The sequence below is a fragment of the Planctopirus hydrillae genome, assembly GCF_001707835.1.
Taxonomy (GTDB): domain Bacteria; phylum Planctomycetota; class Planctomycetia; order Planctomycetales; family Planctomycetaceae; genus Planctopirus; species Planctopirus hydrillae.
This window is the reverse complement of sequence record NZ_LYDR01000127.1, coordinates 105,405-130,520: the sequence shown is the minus strand read 5'-3', so window position 1 is coordinate 130,520 and position 25,116 is coordinate 105,405. Positions and strand designations below refer to the sequence as shown.

Here is a 25,116-nt window from a genome sequence, read left to right as displayed (position 1 = left end):
ATTTTAACAAAAGAATCGTTTGTTTCAGTGGAAAATGTTGTGTCGCAAGAGAACTGTTTATGGCGTTGGATCCAGTTCCTGTGTTTAGGCTTGATCGCTGTTAACGCGCATGCCGTTCAAGCGAATGATGGGAAGAATCCCTCTCGTCCCAATGTGATTTTCATCATGGCGGATGACCTGGGATATACCGACCTCGGTTGCTTTGGCAGCCGATATTATGAAACGCCCCGCATCGACCAACTGGCGAGGCAAGGCGTCCGCTTTTTGAATCACCACCACTGTCAGAATTGTGCACCCACTCGGGCCGCTATTATGACCGGGCAATATGGGCCCCGAACGGGTGTTTACACCGTGGGAAGTATTGACCGGTTCGACTGGCAAAGCCGACCTCTGCGGCCTGTCGAGAATGTGGAGAAGTTGCCTCTCGACCGGGCGACCATTGCACACCAGGTGCAGCGCAGCGGCTACCAAACCGGAATGTTCGGGAAGTGGCACCTGGGGCTGAATGGCGCTTACCATCCGTCGCAACGCGGCTTTCAGGAAGCGGTCGAATCTTCTGGCCAGCACTTCGATTTCAAAACCAGTCCACCACAGAAAGATACCGAAGGAAAGTATCTGGCCGACTACCTGACAGATCGTGCGGTGGACTTTATTGAGCGGCATCAATCAGCACCATTTTTCCTGTATGTTCCGCACTTTGGTGTGCATTCACCATTTCAGGCGAAGAAGGCGTGGATCGAGAAGTTTGAGAACAAACCAGGTGTGGGTGGCCATAAGAACCCGGTGTATGCCGCGATGATTGCCAGCGTCGATGAAAGTGTCGGGCGAATCCTCGATAAGCTGGACGAACTCAAGCTCGCCGATCAGACCGTGGTGGTCTTTGCAAGTGATAATGGAGGGGTGGGAGGCTACGAACGGGAAGGATTACACAAGGCCAACGATGTGACGGATAACGCACCATTGCGAAGTGGTAAAGGGAGTCTGTACGAAGGTGGAACTCGTGTTCCTCTGATTGTGCGCTGGCCTGGCGTAGCACCCGCAGGGGCTGAATGCCGCACGCCGACAATTCATGTCGATTTGTATCCCACGTTCCTGGAGATCACTTCGGCGGAACAGCCCGGGCATCCCCTCGATGGTGAGAGTCTGGTGAAGTTGATCAAAGACCCGTCGGGAAAACTCCATCGCGAGGCCATTTTCCAGCACTTTCCTGGTTATCTGGGTTCTGGCCAAGACCAGTGGCGAACCACACCTGTGAGTCTGATACAAAGTGGTGACTGGAAGCTGATGGAGTTCCTGGAAGATGGAAAACTGGAACTTTACAACCTGGCCAGCGATCTGGGGGAACAGAAGAATCTGGCAGCCACACATCCCGACAAGGTGCACGAATTACAGTCCCGGCTCAAAGCGTGGCGCGAGGAGATTCAAGCCCCCATGCCTGCGAAAAATGCGTCACCTTCCGAGAGCAACAATGGCGTGAGAAAGGGAAAAGCCAGTCAGAAAAAATCACAGAAGGGAAAAGCTAAAGCGGCTGCTTCCTCCGAAGATTGATTCCACTCGAACGAATCCTGACGACTGAGAACCTATTGTGAATTTGTAAGCTCAAACTGACTCGACTTGTAGCCCCTTTATTGAGGCTTGGCGGCGTCGAGCAGATCGTTCTCCTGCTGGGCCGTTCTGCGTGTCGGTGGTACAAAGAGTGGAGCATCACCATCTGAATTGGAATCGTTGTTCTGTGGGGCTGACCATTGGTCGTTTCCATTCCGAAAACCATCCCGCACTGTCGAGCCCGGTTTCGCGGAAGCGCGAGGAAGTTCCACGTCACTCTGATCATCGGGCCAACCACGGGAGAGCTGATCATCCTGTGGTTGCTGATTGGCAGAATTGCGGCGGATGGTGCGATCGGCTGCGCTTTGCAAAGCCGTCCGAGCTTGCCGGGTATCTTCCTGGATTTTCTGTTTGTTGACTTCGAGGTGCAGATCGACCTTCCCTTCCTCGGGTCGATTCGTCGTGACAACTGCGAACCATTGCCTCGAAAAGCCCACGATGGCGAGTAGTACCACGCCGATAAGAATGAATTGCACAAAGCTTTTCATTGCTGGGTTCCCTGGGCAAAAATGCAGAAAGACAGAAGACCGCTGATGGAAGTTATCGGCGAAAAACGTCTGTCGAATCGACTCACTCATGGAAAGTCGCGGAGACTGCTGAGCAATTGATTGTTGATCACTCCATATCCGGCTCAACGTCTGACGACCCGAAGGGTGATGTATGCTCGATCCAGCCGAAATGGCGGGTTCGTTCGATCAAGGGACGATGAAGACTGCACCGGTTGTGGCACCTGCCTGGAAGAGTGCGCCGCGCAGACTCCACGGAATCATCCGCTTCTCGTAAGGAGCTGGCGAGCCGGGAAGTGGCTCACCCAGAGTGTAAATCGGTTCCCAGGGGAGATCGACACCCATCTGATAGGGGAGAATGGGAACTCGACCGAAGAAAGCTGCGGCAGAGACAAACGGCTGGAAGGCTTCCGCTTTCATCCGATCACAATCGGTGGCACAGTAGTCACAAGTTTCGCGGCCCCAACCATGAGTGTAGCCCAGTCGTTCGAGCATGGGTTCTTCAAAGTAGAGCGGCAAATGCCTCGTGGCCGCCGCTTCCCATTCCACTTCCTGCCATAACCATGGCCGACTGATCCCGGTAACCATGACTTGTGTGGGGAGTGTGGACGCCATTTCACGAGCCCGATTGCGGGGGATCTCTCCTGCGGGAAGGGCGATGGAGGCCTTGAGAGAAACAACAGGTCGATCATTGCCTGCCCAGGGAACGGGAGAGTTCGGATCTTCGGTCGCTGTTGTTCCGGTCGTTTTTCCGGCCTCTGGAGCAGGAGGCAATGGTGGCTGGATTTGTTGGGCAGCAGGTGTGTTGACCTGAGCTGAAGGAGGCAGCGGAAGAGGCGACTGGGGGGACGACTGATTGCTGACTGGCAGCACTTCGCTGGCCCATTCTTCGAAAGCATCGTCACGATCGAATGCTGGTGGAAGTTCTCCGGGAGTTGCACCCACCGGTTGGGGAGGGACCAGGAACGATTCTTCGACGGGATCGAAGGGCGGCACTGGCTTGTTATCTGCCTCAGCACCCGAAACAGCACTCGATGGACTTGCGGCTTTTTGCTCGGCGAAAAGAGGGGCTGGCATAACCAGAGTGAAGCAGCAAATCCAGGTGAACACCCAGCCCAGGCCCACGGGACGACAAGACAGCGACACGCAGCAAGCATGTCGGTCATCCGGTGACGATGGTGAATCTGGAAGATCAATTCGACGCATTGACCAGGGCTCCCTCCGAGCGTCGTCCTCTCGATTTTGCCAGCAGAAAAAATGTCAGTGGAAAATCGGTGAGCACAGACAGGCGTCTCTCGTCTCTTCGTCGTCAGGTGAGACGGCTCTCAAGGCCAAAATGTTCTCTCCCGAGAGCTGTCCCAAAGAAAGTCCACTGCTGGCACCTGTCTTTCCTAAATTACCCAGATTTTGGCTTTGGTGGTTGTACACAGGAATGTTCTGGGAATCGATACGTCGTAAGGTTGGGAGTGGCCAACTCGTCAGTTTTTACGAGAAGACGGCACAATCCGTGCATTTGAAGGATTTTTTCTCGTACATGCCTGCCCATGAGTGCAAAATGAAACAAACACGAGAAGTCGGGCGGAATTCTGCCTCAGACTCGTGCATTGTGCGCAAGTGATCGCTCCGGCATATCCAGAACAATTCCTACGACCGGTAATGTCGAGTTACCGGCCAACCCCTTCGGGTTTTTCCCTCATGTGGAGTTCGTGCCTCTGAGGGAGGGCTGCGATGTGGTTCGATGACCTAGTTTGTATGTGATGGGGCCATGACTGAGGACAGGATACGGAGTTCCTGCCGTCGCTTGAGGCCCGGAGGTTTTTCATGTCAGTGACCCAATGGCTGCAGAATCTTGTGGCCTTCAAACAACGCGATGTGGCGACCTGTCTGAAACCAGGCAGTCTGCGCTCGACCCTCCTGCAGGTCGAGCCGCTGGAGGAACGTCGCGTCTTCAGCGTGACAGCGTCGATCAACCCGGTTGGAAACGTCCTTGAAATCGTGTTGGATGACGAAGGTGGCACAATCACTGAAGAAACTGCCACGATCCGAATTCAGGATCACGATCTCAACTCGGGAACTGCTGACCGTCTGGTGATCTATGATCGCACCGGCAATCCACTGGCAGAGACATTCGGCCTCGACGAGTTTGATTCCATAAATGTTGAAGAAAGTTTTAATGGTGGTTCCTTCGACACAACGGTCATCTTTGACAGTTCTGTCACGCTCGATCTGACTGGAACGCTGACTTCAAACTCCCAACGAATCGAAACATTTGAATTCAATGGAGATATCTCGGCCCAAGAGATCTTCATTCTTGGAAATGGTTCATTCTCTTTGGGTGCAGGTGCGTCTCTTTCAGGTGAAGACCAGGTTTACATCACGACTGAGAATTCCATCACCCTTGAAGCGGGAACTTCACTGACAAGCAACGGTGCCGTTTTTCTTACAGCAAACTTTGGAGCCATGCCTGTTGCCATCGACATGGATGCGACAGCTTCGATCGACGCTGGCGATTCAATTACCATCTCTACCGGCAGCGGTTCAGTTTCACTCGGACAATTAACTGCGGTCAATCAGATCTCTCTGGGTACCAATGGCGATTCACCGGTAACGTTCGATGGCAAGGTGAAATTAACGGGAAGCGACGATGTCTTTTTCTCGGTTAACGCCAGTGGAGCGGATGTTTATCTCAACGGCGGCTTGGAAATTGCCAATGCCACCGGAGGATATGTCGAATTCCAGTTGGAGCCACTCGATTTCTCGTCATTAGGTACATTACATATTGGGAGTGATCTGACACTCAGTTCTGCAGTGGGCCCAGTTCAAGTCGCTGGTAACCTGACTTTCGAAAATGGTTTCGCGTTTAACCAGGTGCAGCTTACGGGATCATCGCCGGGTGGAAACTACGACACTGTCTCCAGCGGCTTTTTAATCCTGCAAAGTGCCCTGGCCCCCGATCGCACGGTCAATTTGAACGATGCAGTCCTGACCTTTGGCCGCGATCCTGGCTATCTGGCGGTCGTAGGGAGCAATTTCAACCTGATCGAGTTGGAAGGTTCATCAACACTCATCATCCAGAATCAGTTCTCGAGCCGTGCCAACGGAGATGAATTCTACAGCGATGGCGTGCGTTACCAATACAGCCAGGCTGGCGGTGATGGCAACGACATCGCTCTGACGATCCTTTCACCCACCACTGTCTGGGTTGATGACGATTTTGCCGCACTCTCGAATGGCGATGATCCCGCCGGGCCGGCCGCCATCTTTGGTTACGATGCTTTCGCCAACGTGCAGGGCGGTGTCACCCAGGTCGCCGACACCGGCCTGGTCAATGTGGCCGCCCATGCCACCAGCTACAACGAAGAGGTGGTTGTTACTGGAAAATCTCTCACACTGCGTGGGGAAGGTGCCGGCACGACCACGATCTTCTCCTCTACAGGAACCGCGTTTTCAGCGAGCAACGCAGCGGCCATCACTCTCGAAGAATTGACCTTCTCAGGTGTGAATTCGCTGGACTTGAGTGCCGTCGATACAACCACACTTCAGAACATCACCACCACGGGCCCGGCAACCATCACAGGCACACAACTGATATTGATCAGCGATGGAGCCTCGAATGATGTATTCACCATTAACGATAGTGGTATCTCATCCAGTGGCTTGCTGATATTCGATCAACTCGATTTCACCGTGGATACTTTGGAAGTTCATGCCGGTGATGGCGACGACCAGATCTTTGTACGGCCCCAGCCCAGCACGACCATCCTGATTGATGGAGGAGATGGAGTCGATACGCTGGAAGCCGACTTTTATGGGCTCTATGAGTTTGCGAATACGCCCGACGGGATGATTGCCGGGGCCGGCGAATTGACTGCTGCGGACAGGGAAAATGTCACCTACGCCAGCATTGAGACCTACAGTACATTGGTGGAACCCAATGCGGTCATTGTGCCGCAGAATCCGGATGACAACATTGCCGATAACTGGTTGGTCAAACGCAGTGACAGCGATCCGTCGATTCTCGAAGTCTATGTCAATGGAGTGCTCGCCTTCCAGCAGGATTATGCGAGTACCAACAGCCTCACCATCAACGGCTCGGGGGATAACGACACATTGGTGATTGACCTCTCCAATGGAGAGATCAATCTGGCGGGCGGCCTGCATTTCAATGGCGGAGCAGGGGACGACGCGATTGAACTTCACGGCAGCCAGACTTTCACGAAAGTGACACACACTTTCGTCAGTGAGAGTGACGGTTCAATCGAGATCATCGGAAATGGGACAACCAGCATCTCTTACACCGGGCTGGAACCAATTGTCGATAACCTCTCGGCGACTACACGCGAGTTCATCTTCACCGGAGGAAACGAGGCGATCAGTCTCACTGACGACGCAGCGGCTGGCTACAACCTGATCGATTCCTCACTTGGCGAATCAGTTCAATTCCTCAATCCAACCGATACGCTGATCATCACGGTACAGAATGGGACGGACACGTTCACGGCCAGTTCGCTGGACGCTCTCTTTAAAGCGAACATTTTTGTCACCATGGAGGATGCGGATAGTGCGGGTGGCGATTCGCTCTTCTGGAATGCCCACACGACCATTGGTTTCGGTAGTGTTGCCGGGACGTTTGAACTGATTGTTGATAGCGGCACCATCGCCGTGAATGCTGACATTGACAACACCGCCGGTGGTGGCAGCATTCGGCTCGAAGCCAGCGACGGTGTTACGCAACAGGGAAGTTTAACCACAGCCAGCGACATCACGATCTCCAGCACGGGCGGAGCAGTGACGACGGAACTGCTGGAGGCCACTGATGCCGCCAGCGAAATCACGATCACAGGGACATCGGTCACACTCGCAGGGGATGTGACGTCGGGAAATCGGGTTGATATTACAGCCAGCACAGGAGCGATCAACCAGACCAGCGGGACATTCACCACGCTGACGCTGAACCTGGATGCGGCGACAGGCATCGGCACCACGGGTGTGGTTAACACCAGTGCCAGCACAATCACCGCCACGACGGGCACCAGCGGTATTCAACTGGAGAACGCCGCGACAGCAGCCACAACAGCAACTCTCACTGCCACTACAGGCGATATCCTTTTCAACCAGACGGGTGGCCAGTCGCTGACGCTGACCAACGTCGCCACCAGCGGCAACGCGAACCTGACCAACGACGCTGCTTTGACGCTTAACTCGGCCCTGATCAGTGGTTCGGGGGAACTCACTCTCGAAGGGACCCAAGTCATACTGGGTGGCAATATCACTGCCTCCGGAAAGGCGACGATCACTGCGACAGATACGATCACCCAAACCGCCGGGATCCTCACCTCGCCGATCCTTGTACTCGATGCCCAGAACGGCATTGGTCTTTCCGCTGACGCAATGGAAATCAGTACCAGCGACATCACCGCCACCACCGCTACGGTAGGCGTCTTTTTGGCGAACGCCTCCAACGTCACGACGGGAGCGGTGACGGCCACGAATCTGCAGGCCACGACGAGTGGCAACATTTCGTTCGTACAGACGGGTGGTCAGAGCCTGAGTGTGACGAACGTTTCGACCACCAGCGGTAATGCGACGATTTCGAATGCGGGAGATCTTTCAGTTGCTACGGCTTCGATTCTGGGGACGAATGGTCAACTGTCGTTGACGACGACCGCTGATGGCAATCTCTCGCTGGGAACAGCGACGACGGACGGGAATCTGCTGGTGACGAGTGCGGGCACCTTCACACAGACGGAGAATACGACGGTCGGTGGGCTGCTCGACGTGGAGGCTGTGAATGCGATCGATATTCAGGGAACGCAGGGGATTACGGGCACAAGCTCGATCACATCGTCCGGTTCCACCGTTCGTCTGCGTCAGGCGTTGACATCGGGTGGAGCGGTGACACTGGAGGGAACCAGTGGTGTCACACTGGACGCGACGGGGGATGTGACATCGACGGGTGGCTCAATAACGATCACGGGGACCTCGGTCACACTCGCAGGGGATGTGACGTCGGGAAGTCTGGTTGATATTACGGCCACAACCGGATACATCGAACAGACAGGTGGCCTGGTCACGTCGCCAACCTTGGTTCTCGATGCCCAGACGGGGATCTTCGGCACGACGGCGATGGTGGCTCGGGCGATGGAAATCACAGCCAGCACAATCACCGCTACAACAAACACTGGCGGCATCAACCTCGCCAACCTTTCGACGGTCACCACGGGAGCCGTGACTGCCACGCTCACGGCCACCAGCGGCAATATCCAGTTCGTGCAGACCGGTGGGCAAAACCTTACGATCACGAGCGCCGATACCAACGATGGCGACATCGTCATTTCCAATACGGGTGCAGACCTCACGGTCACCACGGCCGAGGCTTTGGGTGCGGATGGCGACATCACCCTGAGCACCATCACCTCCGGCAACCTCCTGCTGGGGACTGCCGATGCGACTGGCGATTTGAATGTTACCAGTGCGGGCACACTGAATGTCACCGGTAACATTGGTGCGACGAATGGCCCGGCCTCAACTGTCCTGACAGCGACCGGACTCATTAATGCTGCGGGGACGGTGCAGTCAGGCGGTACGCTCACTGTGGAATCGACAGGGGGCGACGTTCAGTTTGTGCAGGCGGTGACGGCCGGTGGGCAGGTCCAACTGACCGCCGCCCAGGAACTCCGGCTCGACAACCTGTTGACAGTCACTGCGGGGGGGGCGTCGCTGACGGGTGCCACCGTGATCCTGGATAACGCCACCATCGTGCAACTCAATGGCACCGGCGATGACCTGTCGATCTCGGGGGCATTGACGACTGGCGCCAATCTCTTCACGACCGGCGGCGATATCACGATCACAGGGAGTACGACACTCACTGAGGAAATCATTGTTGGCTCGACGGGAGGGAATATCCTCTTCAATGGCCCTGTTGCTGGTGCCGGTTTCGACTTGAGCATTGACTCAGCGGCAGGATCGTTGGAGTTGGGCGGCGCGGTGACCGCGGTGGACGATCTGATCCTCAAGGGATCTTCCGTGACGACGTTGTCGCTGTCGGCGGCGACATTGAATGGGACAACGACAGCCGGCCCCTGGGGGACGACGGGGGACATCACCATCACAGCGGCGATGGAGCTGGATGTCACTGGCGGTCTGTCGATCACAGGTAACATCAGTGCGGGGAGCCTGCAGGCCGTCGCGACGGGACCATCACTCTTTACCGGCACCATCACGACCACGACCGGCAATGTCATTGTCGGCACGACCACAAGCGGGGCGATCGACTTCCAGGACGATGTGACGAGTGCCGCCAATGTGACAGTCACTTCTCAGGGGGCTGTCGACTTCGGAGGCCACCTCGTTGCGAATAGTGTCACAGGTACCATCGAGGTTATCGGAGCGTCAGTCGATTTCGCGGACGATGTGGAAGCCGCCACCAGCATTGACATCAAGGCCAACACAGGTGCAATCAACCAGACTGGCGGGACATTCACCACGCTGACGCTGATTCTGGATGCGGCAACAGGCATCGGTACGACGGGTGTGGTCAATACCAGTGCTAAGACAATCACCGCCACAACAAATACCGGCGGCATCAACCTCGCCAACCTTTCGACAGTCACCACGGGAGCCGTGACGGCCACCCTCACAGCCACCACCAGCGGCAATCTCCAGTTCGTGCAAACGGGTGGGCAAATCCTCACGATTACTAATGCCGATACCAACGACGGCGATATTGTCATTTCCAATACGGGTGCAGACCTCACAGTCACCACGGCCGAGGCTTTGGGTGCGGATGGCGACATCACGCTAAGCACCATCACCTCCGGCAACCTCCAACTGGGGACTGCCGATGCGACTGGCGATTTGAATGTCACCAGTGCGGGGACTTATACCCAAAGCGGGGATGTCGAGGCGGGCGGCCTCATCGATGTGCAGTCGGATGGTCTCTTGCGCACTCAGGGAACAGTCACCGCCGGGACGACAATCAGTCTGGAATCAAGGAATGGCGGATTGGAGGTTCAGCAGGCCATCGATGCTGATGGCAATATTGAACTGCAGGCTCGCGATAACATTCTGCTGACGGGAAGCGTGACGACAGCCAGCAATATCAGCATCAAAAGCATGTCCGGCAATATTTCAACAGTCGTGTTAACGGCCTCCGGCGCGACCAGCGAAATCCACATCGACGGCGTTGACATCACTTTGGGCGGCAATATCGATTCTGGATCTCTCGTTTCGATCATTGCCACTGGCCATATCAATCAGACGACCGGAACGATCACGTCACCGACATTAGTGCTGGATTCAGTTTCAGGAGTGGGTACGACATCAACGATTCAAATCGCTTCGGCAAATATCGATGCAAAAGCAAGTTCTGGCCGCATCTTCCTGGCGAATGACTCCTCTGCAGTAACCGGCGGAGTGACGGCTGTTCTGCAGGGGAATAATGAAGATATTCAATTCACACAAACAGGTGGCCAAGACCTGACGGTCACCTCGGCCACGACGACGGTTGGGAACATCACGCTCTCGAATGACAGTGCCGACTTGAACGCCGATCTCACTACTACATCGGTCGGTGGTATCTCTCTCTCCACGATGACGGTCGGCCACATCACGGCTGGTTTTATCAACTCCAGTAGTGCAGTTTCTATCATTAGTGCCCAGAGTGTGACGACGACCAACCAGATCATCACAGATGGCACGATCGTCATCACGGCCGGCACAACCACCTCGGATGACATTATTCTGGGCGGAAATCTGCGCGGTCCGGGTGGCCCGTTTCAGCCCGACTCCATCACTTTGACAGCGGGGGGGAAGATTGAGTCCACAGGTACCATAACGACCAGCGGGCTATTGCAGGCCGATGCGGGAACCTCGATCGATATTGATGGACAGATCACGGCGAATGCTCTGGATCTGACAGCGGGGTCGAATGCTGCTGACTTCATCGAACTGGGTGTGGTGGCTGTGAACACCACGACAGTGCTCACCAGTGGTGGTGCGTTGCGAGTGCTGGGGAACTTCAACACAGGGACGACTGCCACCCTCTCCAGTGGCGATGCGACGTTTTCGGGGACATACCGCTCGGGGAATCGTACTGAACTCACATCGACCGGCGACGTCCTCTTCGCCCAGACACTGAATGTCGATGGTGGGGGGATGGAACTCTTGGCCAGCGGCACGACAACTTTTGACGCCGCCGTGACCGTTGTAGGAAGTGCTTTGATTGGGGACTCTCTCGGCAGCGGGACAATCCATGCCCAGGGCCCAGTCGATGTCACCGGCTGGCTCACGATCAACAGCCAGGATGATGTGCGACTCGATCAAATGGTCGATGTGGGTGGCGACCTGGAGGTTCATGCTGGACTTGATGGGGCGGGCGATCTGGTGATTGGTGGGGATATTGGTACCACCCGCACCCCGACCGGCATCACGATGACAGCAGGTGGCCTGATCGATGCTGCCGGTTCGATCACCACGACAGGGCTGAGTGGCAACCTGTTCCTGACCAGCGGCACCACGATGACATTGAGTGGGCCGGTGAATGCGTCGGCGGAAGTTCGGCTGGAGAACGGCGGACTGTTGTCGATTACCGATCCTGCAGGCATTACGGCGGCTGGCCGAATCATGCAGGCAGGGACGGGGGATGTGAGTCTGCATGGGAACATCACTTCGACCAGTGGCGAGGTGAACTTCGCTGAAGATGTGGTTCTCACCAGCGATGTTGTTGTTACGTCGGGAAGCAGCATCGTCTTCCAGAAGACAATCAACGGAACGACCGCTGGCAGTGAAGATCTGACACTTGATGCCGCCACGACTGTGACTTTGGGCGAGGCTGTCGGAGCCGTGACACGTCTGGGCGTGCTGACCATCGATGGCACGACAGTGACGACCGCTGGGATTACGGCAGCCGCACTGGATGGCGAAACCACGAGTAGCGGTAACTGGGATACTACGGGGGATGTAGACATCACCGGACTGGCGAAGGTCATCGCAGCGGGCAGCTTCACACTGACAGGGAACCTCACTGCCGGTGAAGTCGAGGCCACTGCCAATGGTGACCTCACCATTACCGGCACGACCAGCACCTCGGCAGGTGGAGACGTCACACTCACGACGCTGACCACTGGTGATATCGAAGTTGGAGCGATCGATGCCGACGGCGACGTGCGAATCACGAGTGTGGGAAGCTATACCCAGAATGGGAATGTCGAGGCGGGCGGGCTGATTGATATCGAGTCGGCTGGTCTTCTGCTCACGGTCGGGGCACTGACGGCTGGCACCACGCTCGACCTCGAATCAACGAGTGATGCCATTGAGATTCAGCAGGCCGTCTCGGCAGGTGGCAATATCACGTTGATTGGGAGCAGTCAGGTGAGGCTTGGGGTCAATGGTGATGTGGCTGCAACTAACCTGGGAAGCACGATCACTGTCACGGGCGATCTCGTCACGGCGGGCAATCTGGTCACCAATAGCGGTGCCATCCTGATCAACGACAATGTGACGTTGAGGGGGGACGTCCTGTTTGACAGCAACTCGTCGAATAGCGTGGGTGGCGGCGCGGATATAACGGCGAATGGCATTACTGGCATCGATCTCGACGGGTTTACGCTCACCATTGACGCCGGGTTTGTCGGCGATTTCGCGACGGGTCTCGTCACTGGGACATCCGACAGCGACTTCGTGATCACGAATGCCCAGGATGCGTCGATCGGCACGGGGAACTTGACGGCGGGGACGGTGACCGTCGATCTGGTGGGTCACTTTACCAATCACGGCATCGCAACGGTGCACGGCCTCCTTGATGTGGATGCGGGTGGCCACATTCTGTTCCAGCAGGCGATCGATGCCGGGAGTGTCGATCTTGAAGCAAACGAAGATGTTACACTCAATGGCGATGTGACCGCAGTCACGAGTGTGAAGGTCGTGGCGAACGCAGATGGGATTTTGACCGGCGGCAATGTCACGACCAAGGGCATCACCACTTCGGGACTCACTTCGACGATTGAACTCCGTGGCGATGCGGTTGATCTGGGTGGCGACATCGAAGCGGGCGCGTCGGTGCTGGTCGTCGCGACCAGCGGTGCCATCACGCAACTGGCAGGCACGACGATTACCACGGACGATCTGGGCCTTTTCGCGGCAGGTGATATCGGCACGGGCTTACAGTTCTTCCAGACCGATGTGAATCAGTTGGCTGTGCGTTCGACCGGCGGGAATGTTTTCCTGGAGAATGCGGGCGATCTGGAGATCGGCGGAGCAACCTTCGAGAGCTTCACGGGAGCGTCGGCTGAAAACCTGACCGTCAACGTCGTCGCTGGCGCTCTCGATGTGAGCGGCAACGTCAACACAACCGACGACCTCACGCTGGAGGCCACGAGCGGCATCACGATCTCGGGAGATCTCCTTTCGGCAAGTGGTACCATCGTCATCGATGCTGACAGCGACGCAAATGCCAACGGTCTCTTGAGTGTGACAGCCACTGGTTCGGTGACAGCGACGGCTGAAGCCATTCGCATTACGGCGAGCGACGTGACTCTGGCTGGTTCGCTCACGGCCAATGGTGCAGGAACTTCCGGCCCAAACAACGCTCCCGTTGGTTTTGTCGAGATCCGCCAATCGACAGCGGCAGCGACCATTGGTCTGGGATCAGCCACGGGAGACCTTTCGCTGTCGGCTGCCGAACTGGCTAATGTTTCGACGAATCAACTGATTGTCGGGCGGACGGATGGCGGCAACATTTCGATCGCAACGGTGGGTAGTCTTTCCCCGCACATCGGGACGCTGGTGCTGCTGACCAACGGGAATGTGGCGGGAACGGTGGATGGCTCGCCGGATGTCTCAGTGGGTCAACTGGCAATTGTCGCCGGTGGGCAGGTGACGCTCGATTTCAACGTCACCACGCTGGCAGTGAGTGCCGGCAATACGGCGACGGGACATGTGCTGCGTGATACGGCGGGAGGCCTGACGATTGGTTCCATCGCCGAGGCTTTGGGCGGGACACTGGTCGCTGGTGTGCAGACAGGAACAGGGCCAACAACCATCGAAGCGCTGGGCGGGGATGCAGGCGACCTGATTGTCAACTCGCCCATCGTAGTAGGCGGGAACAGCCTGACACTGGTGGCTGATGATGATGTGACAGTGAACGCCGATGTGACGCTGGCAACAGGTTCGCTCATCATCGAGGCCGATGCCGACGGCAGCGGTGCTGGCGAGATCACGATTGCCAGCAGTGCGGATGTGGCTGTCACTTCGGGACTGGCAACAGACAGCATCACACTCTGCGCTGCCGACCTGGATTTGTTGGGGACTGTTGATGTCGGTCTGGGAACGGTCGAACTGCTCACCAGCACCGCAGCAGGGACATTCGGGCTGGGTTCGGGAAGTGGCAGCTACGAAGTGACGCAGGCGGAACTGGATCAGATCACGGCCAACCGGCTGCTGGTCGGCTCGGCCACCAAGACCAACGCAGGGATCGAACTGGGGGATGTGAGCTGGATTGCCGCGGGGAAAGAAGCCCGCCTCACAACGGATGGCGCGATCACACAGGATGCGGGCTCGACACTTGCTATCACCACGCCGACCCTTGTGCTCGATGCGGCGACGGGGATCAATCTGCAGGTAAATGCCGATCATCTTTCGGCACGCAACCGAACCAGTGGCGACATCGTGCTGGTCGATACCACCGGGGGGCTCACGATTGCCGACGATCTGGTCGTCGGTGGGCTGGACAATCAGGCAGTGGCTGGCGCAATCGATCTGCGAGTGACAGCCAATACCCTGACGACTTTGGCCGGAGCGCAGATCGTCACGAATGACGGTCACATCCGGTTGCGGGCCGATGAATATGTGCTGGGTGCGGGAATCAACGCGGGGACGGAGACGGTTCTGCTGCAGAATGACACAGCAGGCCGGACCATCAGCCTGAACGGTGCAGCGGCAGGGATCAACCTGTCGCAGGCGGAGCTGCAGGGGATTGTGGCCGGTTCGCTGGAAGTGGGCCGGGCAGATGCGGGGGATGTGAGCGTTGGCGATATCGATGGGCTGAATGTCACTACGCTGGCGATCATCACGAACGGCTCGATTGAGCAGAACCTGGCGAGTGTGATCACCGTTGCCAATCTGGGTATGGTCGCGCAGACAGGCATCAACCTCACCACGCGGGTCGATACACTGGCGCTGCGGAACGGGACATCAGGAAGTGTGACGATCAATCAGGGGAACCGGGCCCTCACGCTGGGTGAAGTGAACCTCAAGGCCTCGACGGTTACGGGAACCACCCAGAACGGCAGTGGTGACCTCGAGATCACTGCCGCCAACAGTGTGACGATTACCGAGGAGATCACCAGCAGTGGCAACGTGCTGCTCGATGCAGTGGGTGCCATCAGCCAGCAGGCCGATATCGACGCCGCTGGAGTGGCAGTTACGCTGGCAAGCGATGCGACCATAAGCATGGCCAGCGGCACGAACATCACTGCCGCGAGTGCATCGCTCACAGCGGCAGGGGATATCACGCTGGCGGAGATCGTCGCGGGGACGATCGGCATCACTTCGACAGGTGGTTCGATCCAGGATGTGAACGTCTCCGACAGCACAGTCAATCTGAATGCCGGGGCGGGCTCGATCACCTTGATCGCTGCCACGGGGATTGGCACGACAGGGGGGGCAGCAGGGACCCTCGAACTCAGCGGCAAGACAATCAGTGCCACCAGCACGACTGGCGGCATGAATCTGGCGAACGCCTCCAACGTCACGACGGGAGCGGTGACGGCCACGAATCTGCAGGCCACGACGAGCGGCAACATTTCGTTCTTACAGACGGGTGGTCAGAGCCTGAGTGTGACGAACGTTTCGACCACCAGCGGTAATGCGACGATTTCGAATGCGGGAGATCTTTCAATTGCTACGGCTTCGATTCTGGGGACGAATGGTCAACTGTCGTTGACGACGACTGCCAGCGGCAATCTCTCGCTGGGAACAGCGACGACGGACGGGAATCTGCTGGTGACGAGTGCGGGCACCTTCACACAAACGGGGAGCACGACGGTCGGTGGGCTGCTCGACATGGAGGCTGTGAATGCGATCGATATTCAGGGAACGCAGGGGATTACGGGCACAAGCTCGATCACATCGTCCGGTTCCACCGTTCGTCTGCGTCAGGCGTTGACATCGGGTGGAGCGGTGACACTGGAGGGAACCAGTGGTGTCACACTGGATGCGACGGGGGATGTGACATCGACGGGTGGCTCAATCACGATCATCGGCGATCTGACGACAGCGGGGGATCTGATTACTGACGATCAGCCGATCGAGGTGCAGGGGAATATGCTGCTGACAGGTGATGTACTGTTTGACAGCGACAGCACGAATGCCGGGACTGGGGCCGATGTGACCGTCACCGGGGATATTGATCTGGCGACGTTCACACTGACGATTGATGCGGGGCCGGACGGTGATTTCTCGGTGGGGGATGTGACGGGGACGACGGGCGACCTGGTGATTGAAGAGGCACACAGCTTGTCGTTCGGTTCGCTGACGGCCGATACGATCAATATCGGGCCGGTGACGGGCGATATCACGATTGGTCTGGGGGGACTGACGGCGAACAGTGCCAGTTTCGATCTGGATGGCAACTTCACGAACAACGGCCCGACGACTGTGACCAATCACCTGCTGGTACAGGCGGGTGGCTCAATCGAGTTCGTAGGAGATCTGGAAGCGGGTTCGCTGGAGTTGGATGCCGGGACGACGATCGACCTGGGGAATGTGACGGTCGATACCACAACGATTCTCACAAGTGTGGGGACGCTGACGGTTGGTGGTAACTTCGACACAGGGACGACTTCAAACATCTCCAGCGGAGATGCGACGTTCACTGGCTCTTATCGTTCGGGTGGGCGGACGGAGATCGCATCGACGGGGAATGTCCTGTTCCAGTCGACGCTCGATATTGATGCGGATGGGCTGGAAATCATTGCTGCCGGGACGACGACGTTCAATCAGGCGGTCACAGTTGTGGGCAACGCAGTGATCGGCAACGCGACGAGCGGGACGGTCCATGCACTGGCCGCATTGGATGTAGCTGGCGATCTGACAATTACGACGGCGGCGGACATTGATCTGGATAGCACAGTCGATGTGGGTGGGAACCTGCTGTTTGATGCGGGTCAGAACGTCAATGTGGCCGGTGCCACGGATGTGGTGGGAAATGCGACAGTAACGGCAGACGACGATATCGACTTCGGCAGCACGCTGGATGTGGGTGGAGTGTTGAGCCTGACTGCGGGAACTGCCACGACGGACGACATCCGACTGGCGGGGAACGTGGGGGCCACTCGCACACCAACATCGATCACGCTGGGCGCAGGGGGATTGATCGAGGCGTTGGGAACAGTGACCACCAGTGGGCTGCTGGAAGCTGATGCCGGGACATCGATTGAAGTGCAGGGGCTGCTCACGGCCAACTCACTCGATCTGGATGCCGGGACGGATCTCACGCTGGATGATGTGAGTGTGACGACGAGCAGTCTGCTGCGGGCCGGCGATGCAATTCTGGTGAATGGGACGTTCAATACGGGTTCGCTGGATGCAGTGGCCGGGGGAACGACGACGTTCAATCAGGCGGTCACAGTTGTGGGTAACGCAGTGATCGGCAACGCGACGAGCGGGACGGTCCATGCACTGGCCGCATTGGATGTAGCTGGCGATCTGACAATCACGACAGCGGCTGACATTGATCTGGATGGCACAGTTGATGTGGGTGGGAACCTGCTGTTTGATGCGGGGCAGAACGTCAATGTGGCCGGTGCTACGGATGTGGTGGGAAATGCGACAGTAACGGCGGACGACGATATCGACTTCGGCAACACTCTCGATGTGGGTGGGGTGTTGAGCCTGACTGCGGGAACTGCCACGACGGATGACATCCGATTGGCGGGGAATGTGGGTGCCACTCGCACACCAACATCGATCACGCTGGCTGCGGGGGGATTGATCGATGCTTCGGGGACGGTGGCTGCAGGAGGCATTCTGACAGCCGATGCGGGAACTTCACTGAACTTCGATCAGACGCTCACCACCACAGGTCCGGGGAGCAATATCCTCCTGACCAGTGGCACGACGATGCGGCTGGCGGGAGCGGTCAACAGCAGTGGCGAAGTCGAACTGGATAATGGTGGGCTGTTGTCGATTCTCGATCCAGCCGGAATTACAGCAGTGGGCCGAGTGGTGCAGATCGGGACAGGCGATGTGAGTCTGCATGGAGACATCACTTCGACCAGTGGCGAGGTGAACTTCGCCGAGGATGTGGTGCTCACGAGCGATGTGGTCGTCACCTCGGGAAGCACAATCACCTTCCAGAAGACAATCAATGGCACCACAGCCGGCGCGGAAGATCTGACACTCGACGCGGTGAGTGATGTCACATTGGGCGGATCTGTCGGCAACACAACGCGACTGGGGGCACTCGTCATCGAAGCGGCGGCGGTCTCCACTCGGGCACTGACGGTCGCATCTCTCGACGGTACGTCGCAGACGGGGAACTGGATAACCACGGGGAACATCGACGCCACGGGGGTGGTGCTGCTGGATGTGGCGGGGAACCTCGAAATTAATGGCCACCTGGAGGCGGACAGCCTCGATGCAGTGGCGGACGGGACTTCGCTGTTCGCGGGGACAGTCGATGTTGCGAATAACGCGGTGATCGGGGCGGCAACATCCGGCGCAGTGACGATCAACGATCTCGTTACTGTCGGGGGCGATCTGACAGTCCGCTCAGCAGACGACATCACGATGGGAGATGGACTGCTCTCCGATGGAATGGATGTCACCGGGGCTGTGGTGGTGAATAGTGTCAGCGGTGATCTCACGGTGCGGGGCACCACCGAGGCAGGTTCGCTGGATGCCAACGCTGGGAATGACATTCTTTTTGACGGGTCGGTCACAACCGTCGGCGGGATGGTACTCACCGCCGGTCAGGATATCGATGTGACGGGGGCTGTGGATGCCGGGACGACTTTCAGTGCGACGGCAACTGCTGGTGCGATCTCGCTCGATAGCACATTGACGACGGGCGGTGCGGCCGATTTAACGAGCGGGACGACAACCACTGTCCTGGGTGCGACATCAATCGATGGCAATCTGGAGGTGCTGGCGGGGGACACTATCCGTTTTGCCCAGACGTTGGATGCCACGGGTGCGGTAACGCTGGAAACGGGTTCCGATACCACCGATGAGATCCTGCTCGAAGGTGCAGTCGGTGGAGTCTCCAGTCCGACTTCGATCACACTGACATCCGGCGGCAAGGTGCTGGCTTCGAGCAGCATTAAAACCAGTGGACTTCTGGAAGCTGATGCCGGGACATCGATTGAAGTGCAGGGGCTGCTCACGGCCAACTCACTCGATCTGGATGCCGGGACAGATCTCACGCTGGATGATGTGAGTGTGACGACGAGCAGTCTGCTGCGGGCCGGCGATGCAATTCTGGTGAATGGGACGTTCAATACGGGTTCGCTGGATGCAGTGGCCGGGGGAACGACGACGTTCAATGACGCTGTCACAGTAACGACCGGCAACGCAGTGATCGGCAACGCGACGAGCGGGACGGTCCATGCACTGGCCGCATTGGATGTTTCGGGTGATCTGAAAATCACGACGGCGGCTGACATTGATCTGGATGGCACAGTCGATGTGGGTGGGAACCTGCTGTTTGATGCGGGGCAGAACGTCAATGTGGCGGGTGCCACGGATGTGGTGGGAAATGCGACAGTAACGGCAGACGACGATATCGACTTCGGCAACACTCTCGATGTGGGTGGGGTGTTGAGCCTGACTGCGGGAACTGCCACGACGGATGACATCCGATTGGCCGGGAATGTGGGTGCCACAAGGACACCAACATCGATCACACTGGCTGCGGGGGGATTGATCGAGGCGTTGGGAACCATCACGACCAGTGGGCTGCTGGAAGCTGATGCCGGGACATCAATTGAAGTGCAGGGGCTGCTCACGGCCAACTCGCTCGATCTGGATGCCGGGACGGATCTCACGCTGGATGATGTGAGTGTGACAACATCGAGTTTGATTGCGGCTGTGGGCGATCTGCTGGTGAATGGAACTTATGATGTCGGGACGACCAGCACGATCACGGCTGATGATGCGACGTTTGTCGGTCCCTATGAAACGGATGGACGATCTGAGCTGGATCTGACGGGCGACTTCGAGGCCCAGTCGACGTTCACTGTGGCGGGCGGCGGATTGGAACTGCTGGCGGATGGAACGACGACGTTCGTTGGTGTGGTGGAGATCACGGGGACTGCGGTTATTGGTGAATTGACCAGTGGAACGATCAACGCTCAGGAGACTTTCACGGTTACTGGCGGCGACCTCACGCTCCAAAGTGCGGACGACATCGACTTCGACCGTGCGCTCGATGTCTCGGGAGCAATCGTCGCGACGGCGGGGAACGACTTCCTGGCTCAGGAGACAATTGACGCTGCTTCACTGACGATCGATGCCACGCGGGATGTCCTTATTGACGGGGCGGTGGAGACCAGCGGATTGGTGGATGTCACCGCCGGTCGCGACGTGGTCTTCGGCGATACGCTCGATGCAGGAACAACGCTCACAGTGAAGGCGACGACGGGGGATGTTCAGTTCGTGGGGGCTGTCACAGCGGGGGGTGCCGTGGTGGTGACGGCGACTGTTGGCGAGATTCGAGTGGATGATCTGCTGACAGTCACGGACGGCTTTGTATTGCTCGAAGGCTCAAGTGTTCAGCTTGATAACGATACCGTCATTCAACTCAATGGCGCAGGACGCGGCCTGACCATTCTCGGGACGCTCACGACGGGTGCTGATCTGTTCACGAATGGTGGAGACATTCTGACCGGCGGTGGCGGCATGACCTTGACCGATTCCATCACGATTGAGACTGCCGGAGGGGATCTCGAATTCAACGGTACCATCAATGGGCAAACGGCGAGCACATTCGACCTGACAATTGATACGGATGATGGCCGCGTGGATTTCAACAATTCTGTGGGCGATATCAATGCCATCAGAAATCTGGTCATCAGCGAGGCTGGAGACGTGCTGCTGACCGATGTTCAAGCCGATTTGCTCAATATTGCCGACAGCTCAGGCACAGTCACTTTTGTCGGCGATGTGATCACAACGGCAGCCAATGGACTGGATGTGACGGCCGAGGCGATCGTCATGCTGGCGGGGAGTTCGCTGAACTCAACGGGGCAGGATGTTGTGCTGACGGCGAACGATATCGACCTGAACGGCGACGGTATCACAGCCACGGGGGCGACCGTGTTCCTCCAGACCCGCAATGATGCGACGGCCATTGGCCTCGAGAACTCGGCCACGGCGATGAACTTCACCGATATCCAACTCGACAAGATTATCACCAACAAACTCGTGATCGGGACGACCACAAACACGGGCGGGATCACGATCGGCACCGATGCTCCGTTGACGATGAACCAACCCGAGGTGCAGTTGCTGACGGCTGGTGATGTGACGGTGAACGGCTCGCTGACAGTTCTGGGAACAGGGACGCTTACGGTCGATGCAGGTGATGATGTCGCGATCTTCGGGATGCTGGCCACAACGAACGGTGCGCTCCTGGTCAATGCAGACGACAACATCACGCTGGGGGCTGCGGGACGTGTGCTGAGCACAGGAGGGACGATCACTCTCGCCGCCGATGCCGATCTGAGTGGAGCCGGGTCGTTCACCATGACCAACGGCGCTATCGTCGAATCACAGACGCAGTTGGTGACGATCACGGCTGCAGGCGATGTAACTGTCGGCCAGGTGATCTCCGGCCGAACGGGTGGGCTGGCGATTGATCTCGTGTCGCGAAACGGCGCGATCATCGACGGTGGTGACACGGGGGGCTCGGATCTGATCGCCAACGGTGCGGGGGCCATCACGCGGCTTGATGCAGCGACTGGCATCGGCAGTGCCACGGGTCTGGCGAGCGATGCCGCCCTGGAAACCACGGTTTTCGAAATTCAGGCAACCAACCGTACGAGCGGCGACATCCGCATCGACGAGACCGATGCCTTGCGGCTGCAGGATATCGACAACCAGGGGCCGGGAGCCATCGCGGTTCAATCGGTCGGGACAATGACACTTCTGTCGGGCTTTGATGTGACTGCCGCCAGCGGTCTCGTTTCGCTGTTAGCGACAGGTGCGGCAGCCGATCTGCTGCTCAACGGCTCGGTCACGACGACGACGAGTTCGATCACGCTGGGAGCGGGTCGGAATGTGCAGTTCAGTGGTGTGACAACGATTCAGACGAACGGGAACATCGGAATTACGGCGACGAATGGCACCGCGCGAATGCTCAATGGCTCGGTGGTGAACGCGGGATCCGGGACGATCGCGGTGACGGCGAATGGGGATGTCAGTATTTCGCGACTGGTGACAACGAACGCGACGACGAGTGCCGTACAGATCACTTCGCAAACCGGTGGCATTCGCGATAGTGGCGAGAGTGGTGGTGCCGACATTCAGGCCGACAGTGCAGGGGCTTTGGTCACCTTAAGGGCCGCGACAGGGATCGGCAGTGTTTCCGATGGCGGTGCCGATGCACCACTGGAACTGCAAGTTGCTCGACTGGATGCGATCAACAGCACCAGTGGCGATATTCGGTTCAGCGAAGCGACGGGACTGAACATTGAACGCCTGACTCAACAGGGGGCGGGACAGATCGCAGGTGTCGTGAACGGGGGGACGATCATCACTGCGGCGGGTCAGGGGATCAGCAGCCAGACGGGAGATATCTCGCTCACAGTGAATGGTACCGACGCAGATCTCACAATCTTGAACAACGTCTCGACAACCGGCGGCAATATCACCATGAACGTACGGGGGGATGTGACCACTGCGGCGAACACGACAATCGCTTCGCAGGGTGGGAACATCGCGATTGCGGCAGACAGTGATCTCAACAACGTGGGTGGTATTGCCCTGGCGGATGGCTCGTTGATCGATGCCGGTGCGGGGACGATCGTGCTCTCCGCTGCCGAGAATATCGCGGTGAGCCGTCTCGTTTCGACGAATGCCGGTGGTGCGGCGGTGTCGCTCACTTCACGGCTGGGTGCGATCACCGATGCGGGAGACACGGGCGGAGTGGATATTGACGCACCGACAGTGGTGCTGCGAGCCGCAACGGGAATCGGTTCGGGCAACGCTCTGGAAACGAACATCGCTACCTTGGCCGCACGGAACACGACCAGCGGTGGCATTCAGATCGACAATACGGCCGGAGCCGGGCTGAATGTCGCAACAGTGGACGGACTGACGGGGATCAGCAACGCGGGGGCCAATGGGCTGGTGTCGCTGGTGTCGTCAGGGGATGTGTTCATCAACGGAGCGGTGCTCAATACGGCAGGAGGGACGATCCAGATCACTTCGCTGACCGGGGATATCACCCTCAACCAGCGGTTGGCGGCCACGGGGGGGAATGGTTCGATCTCTCTGGATGCAGATCAGGACATCAATCTCAACGACTCGGGTTCGCAGCCGGATGTGGAAGTTCAGGGAACGGGAAGCGTGGTGGGTGTCGCTGGTGGACTGGTGAACTTTGCACCGAATGTGCAGGTCGCCAGCCAGACGGGGGCCGTGACCGATGTTCCGCCGCTGCTCATCAATGTGCAGACACCTCAGGTGCAGGCGGATGGCTCGGCACAGGTTTCGGGGACGTTCGGCCGGCCAGGCGAGAAGAACTTCATCATCACAGTCGACTGGGGCGATGGGACGGTCGAGACGTTCTATTTTGATCAGCCGGGGAACTTCCTGTTCAAGCATACTTACAACGGCAATCCGGATCCGAACAACCCGGCTTCGCCAATCCCGATCACAGTGACGATCGAGCAGGATCCGCTCATCCGCTTCTTTGAAGCCCGCGTGGTGGAGCAGAACACGACGACAGTTACGAGTTTTGCGAGCGTGCCGGGCGAAGGGTTGGCGGGAAGCATTCCGTTCGATCTGACGCCACCGGTGCGGCCCGTACCGGAACCAGCACAAACACGGCTCGACGAAGCGCTGTTATCGCAGAGTGTCGCCTTGAGTCAGAGTGATGTCCTGCAGGATGAAGGTACTGCTGGCGAAGCTGTTGGTGACGATGAGATCCAGGTTATCATCCAGGTGCTTGGTGCCGATGGAGAGGTTCTGCAGAGCGTGGCATTGAGCGAGAGTGTGCTCGACGATCTCCCGAGAATCTTCAAGAAACTGCCCGATGGACAATACAAGGTGGTGGTTCGAGAGCCGGGTGAACCTGTCGAAAGAACAGTCCTTGAAGTCGAATTGCGTCAGGGACGGATCGTCAACGAACAGGAACAGGATCTTGACCGACCCCCGCGGGAAACAGGGAACCCGTCAGGTGTGAATCCGGAAGCGAATATGCCGGGGGCTGGGTACCATGGTGCTGCCAGCGAGAGTGAACGGATGGCCCAGTTCTTGAAAGAGGGCCAGGAGAACCAGCAGACCGCACAAAGTCCTGGATATCGATCGTGGCGAATTCAATCCCGGCTGGATGAAGCTCTGGGAGCGAAATCTGTTGAGCAAGAGACTGGTCAAGGGCCGGATGCCCTGTTCGAAGTCAAAAACAGTGAGTCGAGCCGTGATGCCTCGCTGATGAGGGTTCTATCGCTCGTAACGGATGTATCAGATCCTCTGATGAGGGAGGTGAATGAGGCAGAAATTCCTCTGAACCAGGATTTTGACCTGATGGAACCAAGGGAAATGGTGGAGATCGATACCGAGATTGCCTGTATGGAAGAAAATTCGGGAGGATCCTGGATCACTCAGGTCGCCATAGCCGGTACGATCATGTTGGGCGGAGTGGCTGTCACAAATTCTCTGACTGATAAGGTTTCGCCGCTGGCGAGAGGTCGTCGGCTCATGCGAAGATTATCGGGAAGATGGCTGAGTTCCAGTCGTGAAGACGCTGAGTAGAGAGGCGATTCAGGTGACGGAAACTCCATGA

General features: G+C 57.6%; 4 protein-coding genes. 2 read left to right on the top strand and 2 right to left on the bottom strand.

Features of this window, described 5'->3' with window-relative positions; genetic code table 11:
* Window positions 1-27 precede the first annotated feature (27 nt).
* Window positions 28-1,548, top strand: a complete 1,521-nt coding sequence (locus A6X21_RS15610; protein ID WP_261340647.1) for a sulfatase — start codon at window positions 28-30, stop codon at window positions 1,546-1,548.
* A gap of 77 nt (window positions 1,549-1,625) precedes the next feature.
* Here the strand turns inward: A6X21_RS15610 and A6X21_RS15605 are convergent, their stop codons facing one another.
* Both A6X21_RS15605 and A6X21_RS15600 read right to left on the bottom strand, forming a co-directional pair.
* A complete protein-coding gene (locus A6X21_RS15605; RefSeq protein WP_131818372.1) occupies window positions 1,626-2,093 on the bottom strand; it encodes a hypothetical protein in 468 nt (155 codons plus the stop codon).
* A 207-nt stretch (window positions 2,094-2,300) separates the two neighbouring features.
* The gene (locus A6X21_RS15600) at window positions 2,301-3,257 is read right to left on the bottom strand and encodes a hypothetical protein (protein ID WP_131818371.1); all 957 of its coding nucleotides are present in this window, start codon (window positions 3,255-3,257) and stop codon (window positions 2,301-2,303) included.
* A 675-nt stretch (window positions 3,258-3,932) separates the two neighbouring features.
* Here A6X21_RS15600 and A6X21_RS15590 point away from each other — a divergent pair.
* Window positions 3,933-25,085: a hypothetical protein gene (locus A6X21_RS15590; protein WP_068849462.1), complete on the top strand. Its 21,153-nt coding sequence runs from the start codon at window positions 3,933-3,935 to the stop codon at window positions 25,083-25,085.
* The last annotated feature ends 31 nt before the right edge of the window (window positions 25,086-25,116 follow it).